The organism is Flavisphingopyxis soli (assembly GCF_007995095.1).
Classification (GTDB): domain Bacteria; phylum Pseudomonadota; class Alphaproteobacteria; order Sphingomonadales; family Sphingomonadaceae; genus Flavisphingopyxis; species Flavisphingopyxis soli.
The window spans coordinates 71,898-87,817 of sequence record NZ_VOPY01000003.1 but is presented as its reverse complement, the minus strand read 5'-3'; the positions used below and the strand labels follow the sequence as shown (position 1 = coordinate 87,817).

Here is a 15,920-nt window from a genome sequence, read left to right as displayed (position 1 = left end):
ACCCGCGCGCCCCATGAGTGCAAACAAACCCGGTGATCCGACCACCCTGAGCCGCCTTTACGGGCGCGCCAAGGGAAAGAAGCTACGCGACCGGCAGCAACAGCTGGTCGACGAGCTGCTTCCCGCGATCGCCGTTCCTGCCGATGGCCCCGTCACCGCGACCGCCTTGTTCGGCCGCGACTGCCCGCTCCATTTCGAAATCGGCTTCGGCGGCGGAGAGCATATGGCGGGCCGCGCCGACCTGCTGCCCGATCATGGCTTTATCGGTGCCGAGCCCTTCATCAACGGCGTCGCGCAGGCGCTTGGCCATATCCGCGACGGCCGCGATGTCGGCACGCACGGCAATGTCCGCATCCATCACGGCGACGCGCTCGAGATTCTCGCGCGCATCCCCGACGGCAGCTTGAGCTTCGTCTACCTGCTCCACCCCGACCCCTGGCCCAAGGCGCGCCACGCCAAGCGCCGGATGATGAACCCCGGCCCGCTCGACATGATCGCGCGCAAGCTCAGGCCCGGCGGCGAATTTCGCTTCGGCACCGATCATCCCGTCTATCTTCGCTGGGCGCTGATGCAGATGCAGCCGCGAATTGGCGAAGACGGCGCCTTCGAATGGCTGGCGAACACACCGCAGGATTTCCTGCGTCGCCCCGGCGGCTGGCCCGAAACCCGCTACGAAGCCAAGGCGCGGCGGTTAGGGCACGAGGTCTGGTATTTCCGCTATCGGCGGCGTTGAGAGGGACTGGGCGGGGAAGCTGGGCCAAAAGGCTGACCGAACGAAAAAGAGCCGGCCACCCTCTCGGATGACCGGCCCTCGCCCCCAAAAAGGCTTGATTCGATGATGCAACGCTTCAGTTCGCTGCCTTGCTCATGTCGATCTTGTCGACCCAGGCGGGAAAGAAGGTGGGTTCGCGGTTCGACCAGCCGGGCGCGGTTGCGGCGGCCTCGCTGATCGACTGGAGCAGCGCGCGGCGCCGCTCGGGGTGGATGTGCGGCAAGGCGGCGGCGGCGCAGAATGCTCCGGGCAACCATGGCCGTGCCGCGGCACCGATCAGGCGCTCGTAGAGAAAGCGGAATGCCGCGAAATTGTCGATCCGGTTCTGGCCGAGGTCGAACGCGGCGACCGACACCAGCGGCGCCATGAAGGTCTCGACGGTCTCGATGCCGCTGTCGTCTGGGATCTCGCCGCGGATGCGGTCGAGCTTGCGATAGACGCGCGCCTGGACCTTGATGCTGGTTTCCTCGATGACGTCGCGCGACCACAAGGCGATCGCGTCGTCACGGTCGAGCCCGACGTCGAGCGCGCGGCGGATATAGCGCTGGGTTCCCTTCGGAAAACTCGCGAATTCCTTCATTTCCTCGAGGGCTCGGTTGCCCATCGCCGGCCTTGAACTGGTGGTCATCGTCGTACTCCCGCTCGTCTCACGTCCATCCCCATCGCCTAACAACCATGGCACGACGATGGTTAGCAAGCCGTTAACGTGATGTTTTCTGTCGGTTCAGGATAAGTTTGCGACATGTTGTTTCGATGCAACAGCGTTCCGACGCCTTGCATTGCCAGTGACAGGCTGCACGGTTAACGCGGGCGCATGCCCCATTCGACTCCCCGCCCCGTGATCAGCGCGACCGGCCTGTTCACCCCGCCCGACAGCATTTCGAACGAAGAGCTGGTCGCCAGTTTCAACGCCTGGGTTACAGCCGACAACGCCGCCCATGCCGACGCCATCGCGGCGCGCACGCGCCAGCCGCTCGCGCCAAGCTCGGTCGAGTTCATCGAAAAGGCGAGCGGGATCAAGGCGCGGCACGTCCTGTCGAAGGACGCGATCCTCGATCCCGAACGCATGTGTCCCGCCTTTCCCAGGCGTCCCGACGACGCGCTCTCGGTCCTTGCCGAGATCGGCGTCGCGGCAGCCCGCGATGCGCTCGCGCGCGCCGGCCGCGACGCCGGCGACGTGGGCGCGGTATTGTGCGCCGCTTCGAACATGCAGCGCGCCTATCCGGCGATGGCGGTCGAGATCCAGGACGCGCTCGGCATCGGCGAAAAGGCTGGCGGCGGTTTCGGCTTCGACATGAACGTCGCCTGCTCGTCGGCGACCTTCGCGATCCAGGTCGCGGCCGATTTCATCCGCGCCGGGACCGTTCGTTCGGTGCTGATCGTCAATCCCGAAATCTGCTCTGGCCATCTCAACTGGCGCGACCGCGACAGCCACTTCATCTTCGGCGACGTCGTCACCGCGATCCTCGTCGAGGCCGCCGACATCGCGCCAGCGGGTCACTGGGAGATCGTCGGGACCAGATTGATCACGCAGTACTCGAACAACATTCGCAACAATTTCGGCTTCTTGAACCGTGCCGAACCACCTCAGGAGGACCGCGACGACGGCGCCACCGACCGGCTCTTCGTCCAGGAAGGGCGCAAGGTGTTCAAGGAAGTCATCCCGATGGTCGCGCAGATGATCGCCGACGAACTCGATGTCCACGGTCTCGCCGCAACCGATATTCGCCGGATGTGGCTCCACCAGGCCAATGCAGGGATGAACCGGCTGATCGCCCAGCGCGTGCTCGGTCACGAGGCGAGCGACGATGAAAGCCCGACGGTGCTCGACCGCTATGCCAATACCAGCTCGGCGGGATCGATCATCGCCTTCCACGAACACAATGCCGACCTTGCGCCCGGCGATACCGGGATCATCTGCTCGTTCGGCGCGGGCTATTCAGCGGGTTGCGTCACGCTGCGCAAGTCGGTCTGACCGGCCAGGCGCTTTACGATCCCTATTGCGGCACCGGCTCGGGGTGCGGATCGGTCATCATCACCGGCGGCGGCTCCCGCCCAGCCTTTCTTGCGGCCTCGGCAGCGCGCTCGGCCGGGGTCTTCGCGGGGCTGTCTATCGCCTGCTGATTGGCGGGCTTCGGAGCATCGTCGCTGGCTGTCGCGGCCCGATCGTCAGGAGTTGCGACCCGGGCCACTGTCTGCGCATTCGCATCGGCGTCTTGCGGCGGCACCGTACCGCAGGCCGCCAGCGCGCCCGCCATTGTCAGCGCCGCGCAATAGTGCCTCGTCGCCGTCATCCGCATCAGTCGTCCTTCCGCTCGCTGTTATCGTCGAGGAGCAACTGGCTGCCCTTGGCCGCGACCGCCTTACGGATAATGTCACCGAAAAAGCCGAGCATCGGCGGCAAGTCGATCGTCACGTCGAGTGCATTGTCGAGTACGACGATCCGCGCCTTGACGTCCTGCCCCATCGCCGCGACGTTGAGCTGCATGACATCCTCGCCCGCCCAGTCGCTCGACACCGTCGCCATGCCACCGGGGATATGCCCCGGCAGTTCGCCGACGCGCGACTTTAAGCGTCGACGCGCCTCGTCCTTGCCGAGCTTGTGGGGGATCGCGACATGAACGGGGGCGCTCATCGGGCCACCTCCCGATTCTGGACAACACCGGCGCGATCGAGCTCGGACGCCAGCCGGCCGGTCAACCACAGGCCCCACATCCGGTAATCCGCCGCGAGCGACCACAAGGGATAGGTAAAGGTCGCCGGACGGTTCTTCTCGACTCCGAAATGCGCGCCCCAGGCAAAGCCGTAACCGACGACGGGCAGCGCGATCAGCCACAGGTAATGGCCGGTTATCGCAACATAGACGACCAACGCGATCGTCAGCGTCGTGCCTGCATAATGCAGCGCACGCGTTGCCGGGCGCGCATGCTCGCGCAGATAGAACGGCCAGAAATCGCTGAAACTGTCATATTCGCGCGCGCTCATCGCTTTCTCCCGACCTGTGGTGTCGGCAGGCTAGCCGCAATCGCCACGCCAGGAAAGCCGCAGGGCCAAATCGTGCATGCTACCGCATGGCGGTCGCGGCATCAGGCGCAATGGCGACTACGGCCTGATCCACCGTCTAAGGCTGGGTCGACGAGGGCGGATCGGATGCGTCCATCGAATCCTCGATGCCCTCTTCCAGATTCTCCTCGTCACGATCGGCGTCTTTGAGCTCGTCCTTGGGCGTCTGCGCCATGCCGTCGTCGTCGGCGCGCGTCGGCGCTTCGCCCTTCTCGCGTCGCGTCGCGGGTTCACCGGGCGCGACAGCCATGTCGGCCATCCGTTTTTCTTCGATCAGTTGCGTGTCCTTGGACTGCGTCGTGTCGGTCATGCTCGTCTCCTCTTGCAGGTACCAACCCGCCAAAGGCAGCGCAGTTCCGATTTTGCCCTGATGGCGCGAGTTGGGCGCTGCACTTGCATCGCGGCGTCAGTCCCCTTACCCCCGCGCTCCATGGAAAACGGTACAGTCATCTCGCTCGTCGGTTATTTCGCACTGATGCTCGCCATCGGCGTCTACGCCTGGCGCAAGTCCACCGCCAACGCATCGGAATATATGTTGGGCGGGCGCCGTCTCGGTCCCGGCGTCGCCGCCTTGAGCGCGGGTGCCAGCGACATGTCGGGCTGGCTGCTCATGGGCCTGCCCGGCGCGATCTACCTCGCGGGACTGTCGCAGGCGTGGATCGGCATCGGCCTCGTCATCGGCGCCTACGCCAATTACCGCCTCGTCGCCCCGCGCCTCAGGACCTATACCGAAGTCGCCAACGACGCGATCACCATCCCCGATTTCCTTGAGGAACGCTTCGCCGACAAGAGCCACGCCCTGCGCATCCTCTCGGCGGTCGTCATCATCGTTTTCTTCACGCTCTACACCTCGGCCGGCATGGTATCGGGCGGCAAGCTCGCGGCCTCGGCATTCGGCATGGATTACACCACCGGCGTCGCGATGACCGCCGCGGTGGTCGTCGCCTATACATTGTTCGGCGGTTTTCTGGCGGTCAGCCTGACCGACTTCGTCCAGGGCTGCATCATGTTCGTCGCGCTGGTCCTCGTGCCGGTCGTCGCCTTCGATCAGTTTGGAACGTTCGCCGACCTTGCCGCCTCGATCGGTCGGGTCGAAGCCGACAAGGGCATGGCGCCCGGCGCCTTTTCGAGCCTGTTTACCGGCACCACGGTAATCGGCATCATCAGCGCGGCAGCCTGGGGCCTGGGTTATTTCGGCCAGCCGCACATCATCGTGCGCTTCATGGCGGTCCGTTCGGTCCGCGACGTTCCGACGATGCGCCGGATCGGCATGGGCTGGATGATCGTCGCTCTGTTCGGTGCGCTCGGCACCGGCTTCGTCGGGGCCGCCTATGTCCGCAACACCGGCGGCAGCATCTTCGATTCCGAAACGATCTTCATCTATCTCAGCCAGGTATTGTTCAGCCCGCTCATCACCGGCTTCCTGCTCGCCGCGATCCTCGCCGCGATCATGTCGACGATTTCGAGCCAGTTGCTCGTCTCGTCGAGCTCGCTGACCGAAGATATCTATACGCTGATCAAGCGCACGCCCGCGTCGGATCGCGAACTGGTAACGATCGGGCGCGGCGCAGTGTTCGTCGTCGCCGTCGTCGCAGCCTTGCTCTCGTTCGATCCCGACAGCTCGATCCTCGGCCTCGTATCGAATGCCTGGGCAGGTTTCGGTGCCGCCTTTGGTCCACTGATCCTCGCCTGCTTGCTGTGGCGTCGCACGACGATGGCCGGCGCGCTCGCGGGCATCGTCGTCGGCGCGATCGTCGTCATCGCGTGGATCGCGCTCGGCCTGAGCGACACGATGTACGAGATCGTTCCGGGCTTCATCGCTTCGGGCTTCGCTATCTGGCTCGTCAGCCGCGCCACGCCTGCGCCATCGCCAGCAATCGACGCGACCTTCGACCGCGCGCGGCTCTATGCCGAAACCGGTGAGCTGCCCCATGCGCCGGGCGTGTCGGGCCATGCCGCGGTCGCCGCCCCGCCCGAGGCCATGAAGGACGCATGAAGAACCGACCGCTGCACCAGCGCACATTGTTCGGTATCGCCGGACTGTGCGATGGCTGGCGGCGCGAAAAGGCGTTCCGCAGCCAGGCGATTGCACTCGGCCTTGCGATCATCGTGCTGATCATCCTGCAACCTCCAGCCTGGGCGGCGGCGTTGCTGATCGCAGGGCTTGTCGTCGCGCTCGCAATGGAAACGATGAACGGCGCGGTCGAAGCGCTCGCCGATCGCCTTCATCCCGATCGCCACGAGGCGATCCGGATTGCCAAGGACATGTCGAGCGCCGCGGTCCTCATTCTCAATATCGCCAATGCGGTCCTTGCCGCGTGGCTGGTTCTCGAAAATATTACGCTTGGTTAACGGATTGGACACGCTTAGAAATTTCTGATAGCGCGCAAGATTGCGATGACTGGAGACTCCTCCGCAGACGAATCGATCACTGGCGGCCATGATGCTGCATGATCCGGTCTTGCGCCAGGTCATGGCCTATCTGCTGATAGCGTTGGTTTTTGCCGGAATGATCGCCTGGATCGTCGTCCACAATCGCCGCAAGCGCGAACGGCGGCGGACTCGCCGCTATTTTGATATCGATGACCGCACCGGACGTTAGCCGAAGATCGACCAGCCGGTCTTTTCGGCGATCAGCCTGAGCGCCGCCGATCCGAGCAGCGAGGTTCCTGCATCGCCCAGCCCGGGCGACCAGACCGCGATCGATGCGCGGTTGGGCACCACCGCCAATATCCCGCCGCCGACGCCCGACTTGCCGCAAAAGCCAACCTCGTAAGCGAACTGGCCCGAATTGTCGTAATGGCCGCAGGTCAGCATCAGCGCGTTGATCCGGCGGCAGCGCTCGGATGACACGACCGTCTGGCCGGTCACCGGGTCGGTCCCGTCGCAAGCGAGGAACAGGCCCGCTTCGGCAAGGTTGCGGCAGCTCAGCGCCAGCGCGCATTGCCGGAAATAGCCGTTGAGGATATCGGGCACCGCGTTGTTGAGGACGTCGAAGCTGGCCATGAAATACGCGAGGCTGCGGTTGCGGTCGCCGGCGGTCGATTCGGACATCGCGACCTCGCCATCGATCATGATCGTGTCGTCGCGGGCGATCGTGCGCAGCAGGGCGAGCAGCTCGGCGATCGCCTCGTCGACCGGGCGGTCATCGATCAGGTGGTCGGTGGTGACGATCGCGCCGGCGTTGATGAAGGGATTGCGCGGGATACCGTGATCGCGTTCGAGCTGGACGATCGAGTTGAACGGGTCACCCGACGGTTCGCGGCCGACGCGCTCGAACAGTTTCGGGCCGTGCCGGTCGAGCGCCAAAGCGAGGACGAAGACCTTCGAAATGCTCTGGATAGAGAACGGCTCGGCGGCATCGCCAGCGCAGTGCGTCTGCCCGTCGGGGGTGGCGAGCGCGATGCCGAACTTGGTCGGGTCGACGCGGGCCAGCGCGGGAATATAGTCGGCGACCTGTCCGGCGCCGCGGCGCGCCGCCAGCTCGGCCCAGGTCTCGTGTATGATTGCGGCAAGGTCCATCCCCGCCTGCTAGCCGTCCGCGACCCCCATTCCAACCCGTCGCCGCGCCCGGTGAGGCGATGCAGCGTGGTTCAGGCCGCCTGTCCGGGCCGTTCGACGATCCGAAACGGCGCGGTGCCGCGCGGCGGCGCGTCGGGGACGAATGGCGCACCGTCGATCCACTGCGCGGTCGCGACGACGAGCGCGGCGCCTTCGCTCTTGGCCTGGTACATCAGCGTGTCGGCAATGCGCAGCTCGGCGTCGAGCGCGACGGGGCCGGGCGGCAGCAACAGCACGCCGAGGCTGCAGCGCATTGCCCCGCTGCCCGCGCGCGGCACCGCGTTCATGCGCAGGTGGAGCCGCTGCGCGACCGATCGCGCGTCGGCTTCGCTGGCGGTCTGGAGATAGATGACGAACTCGTCGCCGCCGATCCGGGCGAACAGGTCGCCGTCGCGAATCGCGCGGCGGACATCGTCGGCAAAGGCCTTGAGCACGGCGTCGCCGGCGGCATGGCCGTGAATGTCGTTGAGCGCCTTGAACCCGTCGATATCGGCATAGGCGAGCAGGCTCCAGCTATCGGTCCGCGCCACCTTGGGGACGATTTCGAAGAACGCCTGGCGGTTGAGCGCGCCGGTCAGCGGGTCGGTCCGCGCGAGCAGCCATTCCTGGGCGTGCGATCGCCGCAAGCGGACGAGCAACAGGGTGATGAAGCTGATCGCGAGGATACGCATCGCGACGTTCCAGGCGACCGTCATGCCGCCCGAAGGATAGATTTGACCGCCGTTGATGACGAAACCCGCGCCGAGGAAGCCGAAACCGAGGACGAACGCCTGGCGCCCGCCGATGGTCAGCGCGGTGATTCCGATCAGGACGAGGTAAATCGGCCCGAACCACACCTGCGTGCCGGTCAGCGCATCGGCGGTGACGGCGAGCACGCTGCCCGCGCCGACGATCGCCCAGCCCTGCAAACGGGTCAATCGACCCGGCGAACCCAGACGCGTTGCGATCGCGTCGTGGAACCCGCTCCTGCGTTCGAATGCCGTTGTCATGCCGGCGCGATAGCACGCGGTACCTAAACATGGGTTAATCGCACGAAACGATTTTGCCGCGCGAAAGTTCGCAGGACAGCGCTAAACTGGACCGGTCCCCTGTGGCACCGCCCGCTCGCTGCGGTAATAGGCGAACAGCAGCCACAGCGAGAGCGCGCCGAGCAGGTGCCAGACGGCGTGGCCCTGGACCAGGCTGTGCGGCGCGCAGAGCGTCCCGTTCTGGTCGAGGATCCAGATCACGAAGGCGACGGTCATCGCGAGCAGGCCATAGAGGAACAGCCGCAAGCGCACGCCGGGGCGCAGCGGCCTCGCAAAGACCAGCTCGACGCATATCGCGACGAGCAGCAGCACCGCGAACAGCCAGCGGCGCACTTCGGGCGCAACGATCAGCAGCGCGATCAGCACGACGCACAGCGACGCGAACAAGGCTATCGCCCGCCCCTCGCGAATCCGCCGCCAGCGCGCCAGCGCCCAGACCAGCTCGAACGACCCGATCAGGTACATGCCGACGACGTCGAGGAACTGCCCCCACAAGGTCAAAGTCGCGTGCATCAGCGCCGACCCGACGCCGACGATGATCGCGGTCACGCCCAGGGCTCGCATCGCCAGCGGAGGCATCGCCGACCCCGCCTCCCGCGCGCCAGCCGCCCCGAAGGCCCCCGCCGACCCGATCATCAGCCAGCCAACCAGCACATAGGCAAACGAAGACCACGTCGCCGCCGGCTGGACGACGAGCGCGCCGGGGCGCGGGAATTCACAGAAACAATGCGTCGCGGTGCACGAAGCGGGAAGATAGCGCGCCCAGTCGGGGCCAAGTGCGATCAGCGCGGCGTATGTCGCGAGGGCGGAGAGGCCGGTGAAAATGAGGGCGATCGTTAACGACCGCCGTGTAATTCCGTACATCTTGCCCGCTCCCCTGCTGTGTGGAAAGCTAGCGCCACGACAGCGACTTAACAACGGTCGATAGTAAGGCGAGCGCTCAACTGCCTGGAAGCCAAAGCGACGAACTGACCACGTATCTTTTTACAGCGTTATGACCGCGATTGGGTCGCCAGCTGAAAAGGCTGCTTCGAACACATAATGTGCTCGAATCCGGCGGTCGACACCAAATGATTGCAGCAACCATTTCTGGAAAAGCGTGATGGAACCTGTCAGTTTGAGCGTCGGAAATACGGGAGCCAAAGAAATGACTGGCGACAACAGGAAGAGTGCGCTTTCGCGGTGGGATGACGAGGGTGGCGCGACGCCTTGCGGTCCTCAGGAAAACTTGGCCGCGGCGTGCGATAAATGGGATATCCCGCCGCTTTCGGATGCCGAGCTAATCCAACTGCGGATACGGGTCATCGCTTTGGAGAACATCCTGATTAGCCTGCTGTCGACCGCGTCAGAGGACCAACTGGGGCAGATTGCCCAGATGGCCGAATTCATTTCGCCGCGTCCTGAAAACACACAGCATCCCTTGACCATTCACGCGGCGACGCAAATGACCCAGCTTGTGGAACGGACCAGGCATTTTCGGCCGTAATGGAAAGACAGAGACGAACGGTCGCGGCGGTTTAGAGGGGCGCCGTGAATTGGCCCCAACATTCCGGCGATCTGAGTGCCCATCTTTGTCGTCGACGGGGCACGATATTTGAGGTTTCGAGCGAAAACGGGCATTTGGCTAAACGCAAACGGAACAAATCCGGGCACAAAATGGCTGCTTCTGGGCCGCCAGCTGCTGTGCGCCTAACGATCCAGATCCGGTCATCCAACGCCCGCAAAAAGCATAAGATTAGTTGGCCACGCAGTCCTTCTTGCTATCTTCGAAACAGCAGAGCGATTGCGGCGACCAGTTCGTCATCGCCCAAGGTCAGGCTTGATGTGCCCATGGAAAGTTCGGTTCGCATCGCCGTCTCCCCATCGATCTGCTTCAGATTACCAAAAAGCCAAATGCCCAATTCTCGCGCAACGCGGTCACGAGCCTCCAGTAGCTCATCCTCCTCGCCTTCCAGCCTGAGATGAAACATGCTCGTTTGCGGAGCGTCAGGTATCACGCATGCGCGCGCATGGACGCTAAAGAGCGCCGCGACCTTTCGGGCACGTTCAATCAACAGCGGCATACGTTCGAGGCAATCGGCAAGGTGCATGCGTGCAGAAACGATGTTGGCCACAGCCGTGTATAATGTTCCGCCCTGCCGTCTCTGCCAGGTTGCTGCCTCGTCGATAAAGTCCTGGGACCCGAGCAGCATCGCACCAGGAAGCGCGCCAACGTCCTTGTAAAAAGAGATATAAACGGAATCGAAAAGAGCGGCGATCCCAGACAGGCTGCGCCCGTAAGCTGGCCCTGCTTGCCACACGCGCGCACCATCAAGGTGCAGGCGAATGCCCTGGTCTCGACAAAGCTCACTTAGCTCGACCAATTCTTCCCACGTCGGCAATTGGCCGCCGATTTCGCGGGCTGGAAGCTCGACTAGCAGGCTAGCGAGGCCTGTTTCGTGAGCAGCACCGCCGGGAGCGAGGACTGCTTGCACATCGGCTGCTGTCGTTGGTCGGCCTGGATCGCCAATCAAGTGCGCGCTGAGGCCATGGAGATATCGGTAACCGAGCTCTTCGTGCAACTGGAGGTGCGAGGTCGGATGGAAGGCTGTGGTTGGGTTACCTGCCCGCTCGCTCCAGATGCGAAGAGCGATCGGCTGAGCCATGCATCCCGAAGGCATGAAGCGCGCGGCCGGCATGCCAAAGAGCGCAGCGACTTCCGCCTCGAAGTCTTCAACAAGCGCGCCCTTCCCGTACACGTCTGGCTGCACCCCAGGCGTCAGGTCTTCCTTGGAGCCCTGGTCGCCATGTTCGCGCAGCCACGCAGCGATCGCGTCGAATTCGTCGGCTGGATGTGTTGGCCCGCCACCAGAAAGATGGCGGCAGGTGAGACGCAAGCGCGTGCGCTCTGTCTCCAGTGTCTTGATTTGGTCCATCGGCAGGTCCTTGCGGCTCGCCAGCGCTGACCGCAAGACCTCGCTCTCTTTTAGCTCAAGCTCTGTACGCTTTTGCTCAACCTCGTGCGGGATGGGTCGCGCTTCCCCTTCGCCGCGCTAGCGACCGGGGCGTCCTTCCGATGCCGCCGCGCTCGGCGGCGGTGCAGCGAAGGGAGATGCCCGCCTAGACAGCATTCATCACCGGCATCGGGTCAGCGCCGGTAATGCTGGGGATCTCATGGACGATGAGGACGCTGGTGCCCGGTTGCCGGTCGGTCATGACGATCCGCGCCTGGAGCTGGCGTGACAGGGCCTCGATGATGCTCGTGCCGAGGCCCGCCCTGGCCGGGCCCTTCTTCTTGCGCATGCCAACGCCGTCGTCTGCAACCTCCAGACTCCAGCAGCCGTTCGCGACCGTGTAGCGGACGGTGATCGTGCCGCCCGAATCGATCGGATAGGCGTGCTTGAGCGAATTGATGACCAGTTCGGTGACGATCAGGCCAAGGCTGACCGATATCGCCGCGGGAACGCTGACGTCGTCGACATCGGTCTCGATCGAGAGCAGCTCCGGATCGGCGATCATCGACGCCCCGAGGCTGAGGCAGAGCTGGGCAAGATAGGGCCGCAGCGCCACATCGTCGGCGCCCTTTTGCGACAATTGCTCCTGGATCGCAGCGATCGACAGCACGCGATTCTGCGCCATCTGCAAATGGCTGCGAGTTTCGTCATTGGTCACCCGGCGCGCCGACTGCATCAACACCGAGGCGATGATCTGTAGGCTGTTGGCAACCCTGTGCTGGACTTCCTGCAACAGGAGCAGGTTATCGGCGACCAGCAGCTTCAGCTCCTTCGCAGAGGCGCGGGCGACGGTCGTGTCGGCAACCGAGAGCAGCATGCGGATGGTGTCGGTCTTGCCGTAATCGAGTTTATGCGCCGACAGTTCGAGACTGCGCGCCTCGCCACCGTCGCGACCCTTCAGGTCCATCTCGTATTTATCGACATCGGCGCCGCCCGAACTGGTCGCGGTGAGCAGCGATTCGAGGCGCGGCAAGGCCCATTCGCCGTCGCCCATCGCGAGCACCGAATTGCCCACGACCCGTGCCGCTTCGAGCCCGAACGCACGGCAAAACGTGCTGCTGGCGGCAAGCACTGTCAGATCGCCGTCGAGCATCAGCAACGGCGTATCGGACGTCGTCACCATGGCCTGGGCGAGGCTGACCGCCGGGTCGAGAAATGGCGTGAGATCGGAAGGCATAACAGCCTCTCTGGGGCGGGCCGGGGGACCGCGGTGCGCGGAAAAGTCCGGGTGGGTCGGCAAGATCGGAGTGGCGCAAAATTGGGTTTTTGCTTCAGGCGCAGGACGTTCTCTGCTGGCGCCTGTCGTAGCTACCACACTTAAGGTCAGGTCTTGCGCGAAATCGCCGCGATGCCGGATTAAACCGACGTGGAATGCCTCGCATGCGCGGTTCGCTCGAAGGCAGGTGGTCCAGCCGGGCGGCGCGGATTACCCGTACCACCCCCTTCCCCGATCCCCCTCCCCCTGCTAGAGCGCGGGCAACTCACGAATCCCTTGCTTTCGTGCCGGATGGGTCGCCCTTCCCTTCGCTGAAACAGCGACCGGGTCGCGTTGCCGATGCCACCGCGTGCGACGGCCCAACGAAGACAGGTGGCCCCTCATGACCGATACCCTCAACACCCGCGACACCCTCACCGTCGGCGACGCATCCTACGGCTATTACAGCTTCGCCAGGGCCGCCGCGGCTCTGGGCGGAAACGCACAGGCCAATATCGACCGCCTGCCCTTCTCGATGAAGGTGCTGCTCGAAAACATGCTGCGCTTCGAAGACGGCGGCGCGACGGTTTCCACCGAAGACGCCGCCGCGGTCGTCGCCTGGGCCGCCGATCCCAAGAGCACGAAAGAGATCCAGTATCGCCCCGCGCGCGTGCTGATGCAGGATTTCACCGGCGTACCGTGCGTCGTCGATCTGGCAGCGATGCGCGATGCGATCACCGCGCTTGGCGGCGATCCGGCCAAGATCAACCCGCAGGTCCCCGTTCACCTTGTCATCGATCACTCGGTCATGGTCGACGAATTCGGCACGCCCAAGGCCTTCGAAGACAACGTCATCCGCGAATATGAACGCAACATCGAACGCTATGAGTTCCTCAAATGGGGATCGAAGGCGCTCGACGATTTCGCCGTCGTGCCCCCGGGCACCGGCATCTGCCACCAGGTCAATCTCGAGCACGTCGCGCAATCGGTATGGACCGGCAAGGACAGCGCGGGCGCGGCGATCGCCTATCCCGACACCTGCGTCGGCACCGACAGCCACACGACGATGGTCAATGGTCTGGGCGTGCTCGGCTGGGGCGTCGGCGGGATCGAGGCCGAGGCCGCGATGCTCGGCCAGCCGGTATCGATGCTGATTCCCGAAGTCGTCGGCTTCCGCCTGACCGGCGCGATGGCAGAGGGCATCACCGCGACCGACCTCGTGCTGACCGTCACGCAGATGCTGCGCGCGCACGGCGTCGTCGGGCGCTTCGTCGAATTCCACGGCCCCGGGCTCGACGTCCTCAGCCTCGCCGATCGCGCTACGATTTCGAACATGGCACCCGAATATGGCGCGACCTGCGGCTTCTTCCCGGTCGATGCCAAGACGATCGAGTACATGCGCCTGACCGGCCGCTCGGAGGAACAGATCGCACTGGTCGAGGCCTATTGCCGCGCACAGGGCATGTGGCGCGAAGCCGGCGAGGACCGCGACTTCGTCTTCACCGACAGCCTCGAGCTCGACATGACCGACGTCGTCCCCAGCCTTGCCGGACCCAAGCGGCCACAGGACAAGGTCGCGCTGACCGGCGTCGATGACCTGTTCAACCGCGATCTCGCCAGCGTCTACAACCGCGAGAAGGCGGTCCGCGTCCCCGTCGAAGCGGGCGCGGCGGCCGATGGCGCCAACAGCGGCGCCGATCCCTATGGCGCATCGACGCACGACCGTGTCGCGCCTGCCGGACAGGAAGGCACGATCGGCGACGGCGACGTCGTCATCGCCGCGATCACCAGCTGCACCAACACCTCGAACCCCACCGTCCTGATCGCTGCGGGCCTCGTTGCCCAAAAGGCCAACGCGCTCGGCCTCACCGCCAAGCCGTGGGTCAAGACGAGCCTCGCGCCGGGATCGCAGGTCGTCACCGATTACCTCGACAAGGCGGGATTGTCGGAAGAGCTCAACACGCTCGGTTTCAACCTCGTCGGCTATGGCTGCACGACGTGCATCGGCAATTCGGGGCCGCTCGCGCCGCCGCTGTCGAAGGCGATCAACGACAACAACCTCGTCGTCGCATCGGTCCTGTCGGGCAACCGCAACTTCGAAGGCCGCGTTTCACAGGACGTCCGCGCGAATTTCCTCGCCTCGCCGCCGCTCGTCGTCGCCTATGCGTTGAAGGGTTCGGTGACCACCGACATGGTCTCGACGCCTCTCGGGCAGGACCGCGACGGCAACGACGTCTTCCTCGCCGACATCTGGCCGACCAATGCCGAAGTCCGCGCCAAGGTCGACCAGTTCGTCAACCGCGACATGTTCATGGCGCGCTATGCCGAGGTTTACACCGGCGACGACAAATGGCGCGCGATCGACGTTGCGGGATCGGCGACCTACGCCTGGCGCGCGGGTTCGACCTACATCGCCAACCCGCCCTATTTCGACGGCATGGAAATGACCCCCGCGCCCGTCGGCGACATCCGCGATGCCAGGTGCCTTGCGCTGCTCGGCGATTCGATCACCACCGACCACATCTCGCCCGCCGGCGCGATCAAGGTCGCCAGCCCCGCGGGCCGCTACCTCATGGAGCACCAGGTCGCGCGAACCGACTTCAACAGCTACGGTTCGCGCCGCGGCAACCACGAGGTCATGATGCGCGGCACCTTTGCCAACATCCGCATCAAGAACGAAATGGTCCCCGGCGTCGAAGGCGGCATGACCAGATACGACGGCGAGACGATGGCGATCTATGACGCCGCGATGAAGCATAAGGCCGATGGCACGCCTCTCGTGGTCGTCGCCGGCAAGGAATACGGCACCGGCTCGAGCCGCGACTGGGCCGCCAAGGGCACGATCCTGCTCGGCGTGCGCGCGGTCGTTGCCGAAAGCTTCGAGCGTATCCACCGGTCGAACCTCGTTGGCATGGGCGTGCTGCCGTTGCAGTTCGCCGAGGGCGTGACGCGCACAACGCTCGGCCTGACCGGCGACGAGAGCTTCACGATCGAAGGCGTCGCCGATCTAAAGCCGCGCCAGACGCTCAACGTACGCGTGACCCGCGCCGACGGCACGAGCGAAGTGTTCGAGACGCTATGCCGGATCGATACCGCCAACGAGCTCGAATATTACTATAACGGCGGCATCCTGCAGTATGTGCTGAGGAAGCTTGCGGCTCAGTAAAATGGGGGGGCGGATTCGAACGACTCTGTTTGGACCGGAGGCATGGGCTGCTATCGCGCCTCTCGTTATCATCAATCTTATAAATGAGATTGGTAGCCGGACGGGCATGTTTGAATTTTACGAGACAACAGGTCTCACATAT

Annotated in this window: 17 protein-coding genes; 7 read left to right on the top strand and 10 right to left on the bottom strand. The window is 64.4% G+C overall.

The window, feature by feature from the left end; translation table 11 throughout:
* Positions 1–13: 13 nt before the first annotated feature.
* A complete protein-coding gene (trmB, locus tag FSZ31_RS10680; RefSeq protein ID WP_147123374.1) occupies positions 14–733 on the top strand; it encodes a tRNA (guanine(46)-N(7))-methyltransferase TrmB in 720 nt (239 codons plus the stop codon).
* 115 nt (positions 734–848) lie between these two features.
* On the opposite strand, the gene FSZ31_RS10675 is transcribed toward trmB, so the two are convergent.
* Positions 849–1,400, bottom strand: coding sequence for a hypothetical protein (locus FSZ31_RS10675; RefSeq protein WP_147123373.1), 552 nt, complete (start codon positions 1,398–1,400; stop codon positions 849–851).
* Between the two features lie 186 nt (positions 1,401–1,586).
* Between FSZ31_RS10675 and FSZ31_RS10670 the strand changes: the two genes are divergently transcribed.
* Entirely contained in the window at positions 1,587–2,747 is a 1,161-nt protein-coding gene (locus FSZ31_RS10670) for a beta-ketoacyl-ACP synthase III (RefSeq protein ID WP_147123372.1), read from the top strand.
* 22 nt (positions 2,748–2,769) lie between these two features.
* Here the strand turns inward: FSZ31_RS10670 and FSZ31_RS10665 are convergent, their stop codons facing one another.
* The 4 genes from FSZ31_RS10665 to FSZ31_RS10650 all read right to left on the bottom strand — a co-directional run bounded on the left by FSZ31_RS10665 (position 2,770) and on the right by FSZ31_RS10650 (position 4,145).
* Positions 2,770–3,072, bottom strand: a complete 303-nt coding sequence (locus FSZ31_RS10665) for a hypothetical protein (RefSeq protein WP_147123371.1) — start codon at positions 3,070–3,072, stop codon at positions 2,770–2,772.
* Positions 3,072–3,407: a polyhydroxyalkanoic acid system family protein gene (locus FSZ31_RS10660; RefSeq protein WP_147123370.1), complete on the bottom strand. Its 336-nt coding sequence runs from the start codon at positions 3,405–3,407 to the stop codon at positions 3,072–3,074. The genes FSZ31_RS10665 and FSZ31_RS10660 overlap by 1 nt, the downstream gene beginning before the upstream one ends.
* The gene (locus tag FSZ31_RS10655) at positions 3,404–3,757 is read right to left on the bottom strand and encodes a DUF962 domain-containing protein (protein ID WP_147123369.1); all 354 of its coding nucleotides are present in this window, start codon (positions 3,755–3,757) and stop codon (positions 3,404–3,406) included. The genes FSZ31_RS10660 and FSZ31_RS10655 overlap by 4 nt, the downstream gene beginning before the upstream one ends.
* 136 nt (positions 3,758–3,893) lie before the next feature.
* Entirely contained in the window at positions 3,894–4,145 is a 252-nt protein-coding gene (locus FSZ31_RS10650) for a hypothetical protein (protein WP_147123368.1), read from the bottom strand.
* A gap of 120 nt (positions 4,146–4,265) precedes the next feature.
* Between FSZ31_RS10650 and putP the strand changes: the two genes are divergently transcribed.
* From putP to FSZ31_RS13060, 3 genes are all read left to right on the top strand, one after another.
* The gene (gene putP, locus FSZ31_RS10645; RefSeq protein WP_147123367.1) at positions 4,266–5,831 is read left to right on the top strand and encodes a sodium/proline symporter PutP; all 1,566 of its coding nucleotides are present in this window, start codon (positions 4,266–4,268) and stop codon (positions 5,829–5,831) included.
* On the top strand, positions 5,828–6,187 hold the full coding sequence (locus FSZ31_RS10640; RefSeq protein WP_147123366.1) for a diacylglycerol kinase: 360 nt from the start codon (positions 5,828–5,830) through the stop codon (positions 6,185–6,187). The genes putP and FSZ31_RS10640 overlap by 4 nt, the downstream gene beginning before the upstream one ends.
* Positions 6,188–6,308: 121 nt before the next feature.
* The gene (locus FSZ31_RS13060; protein WP_268934278.1) at positions 6,309–6,437 is read left to right on the top strand and encodes a hypothetical protein; all 129 of its coding nucleotides are present in this window, start codon (positions 6,309–6,311) and stop codon (positions 6,435–6,437) included.
* Here FSZ31_RS13060 and FSZ31_RS10635 read toward each other — a convergent pair.
* From FSZ31_RS10635 to FSZ31_RS10625, 3 genes are all read right to left on the bottom strand, one after another.
* The gene (locus FSZ31_RS10635; protein ID WP_147123365.1) at positions 6,434–7,357 is read right to left on the bottom strand and encodes a glutaminase; all 924 of its coding nucleotides are present in this window, start codon (positions 7,355–7,357) and stop codon (positions 6,434–6,436) included. The genes FSZ31_RS13060 and FSZ31_RS10635 overlap by 4 nt on opposite strands.
* Positions 7,358–7,428: 71 nt before the next feature.
* Positions 7,429–8,385 carry a GGDEF domain-containing protein gene (locus FSZ31_RS10630; RefSeq protein ID WP_147123364.1) on the bottom strand — a complete coding sequence of 319 codons (957 nt, stop codon included), beginning with the start codon at positions 8,383–8,385 and terminating at the stop codon, positions 7,429–7,431.
* A gap of 81 nt (positions 8,386–8,466) precedes the next feature.
* Positions 8,467–9,288 carry a ceramidase domain-containing protein gene (locus FSZ31_RS10625; RefSeq protein ID WP_147123363.1) on the bottom strand — a complete coding sequence of 274 codons (822 nt, stop codon included), beginning with the start codon at positions 9,286–9,288 and terminating at the stop codon, positions 8,467–8,469.
* 238 nt (positions 9,289–9,526) lie between these two features.
* Here FSZ31_RS10625 and FSZ31_RS10620 point away from each other — a divergent pair, with 238 nt between their 5' ends.
* Positions 9,527–9,910, top strand: coding sequence for a hypothetical protein (locus tag FSZ31_RS10620; protein ID WP_236643778.1), 384 nt, complete (start codon positions 9,527–9,529; stop codon positions 9,908–9,910).
* A 274-nt stretch (positions 9,911–10,184) separates the two neighbouring features.
* Here the strand turns inward: FSZ31_RS10620 and FSZ31_RS10615 are convergent, their stop codons facing one another.
* The gene (locus FSZ31_RS10615; RefSeq protein ID WP_147123361.1) at positions 10,185–11,339 is read right to left on the bottom strand and encodes a threonine aldolase family protein; all 1,155 of its coding nucleotides are present in this window, start codon (positions 11,337–11,339) and stop codon (positions 10,185–10,187) included.
* A gap of 184 nt (positions 11,340–11,523) precedes the next feature.
* Positions 11,524–12,594, bottom strand: a complete 1,071-nt coding sequence (locus FSZ31_RS10610; protein ID WP_147123360.1) for a sensor histidine kinase — start codon at positions 12,592–12,594, stop codon at positions 11,524–11,526.
* A 421-nt stretch (positions 12,595–13,015) separates the two neighbouring features.
* Here FSZ31_RS10610 and acnA point away from each other — a divergent pair, with 421 nt between their 5' ends.
* Entirely contained in the window at positions 13,016–15,778 is a 2,763-nt protein-coding gene (gene acnA, locus FSZ31_RS10605; protein ID WP_147123359.1) for an aconitate hydratase AcnA, read from the top strand.
* The last annotated feature ends 142 nt before the right edge of the window (positions 15,779–15,920 follow it).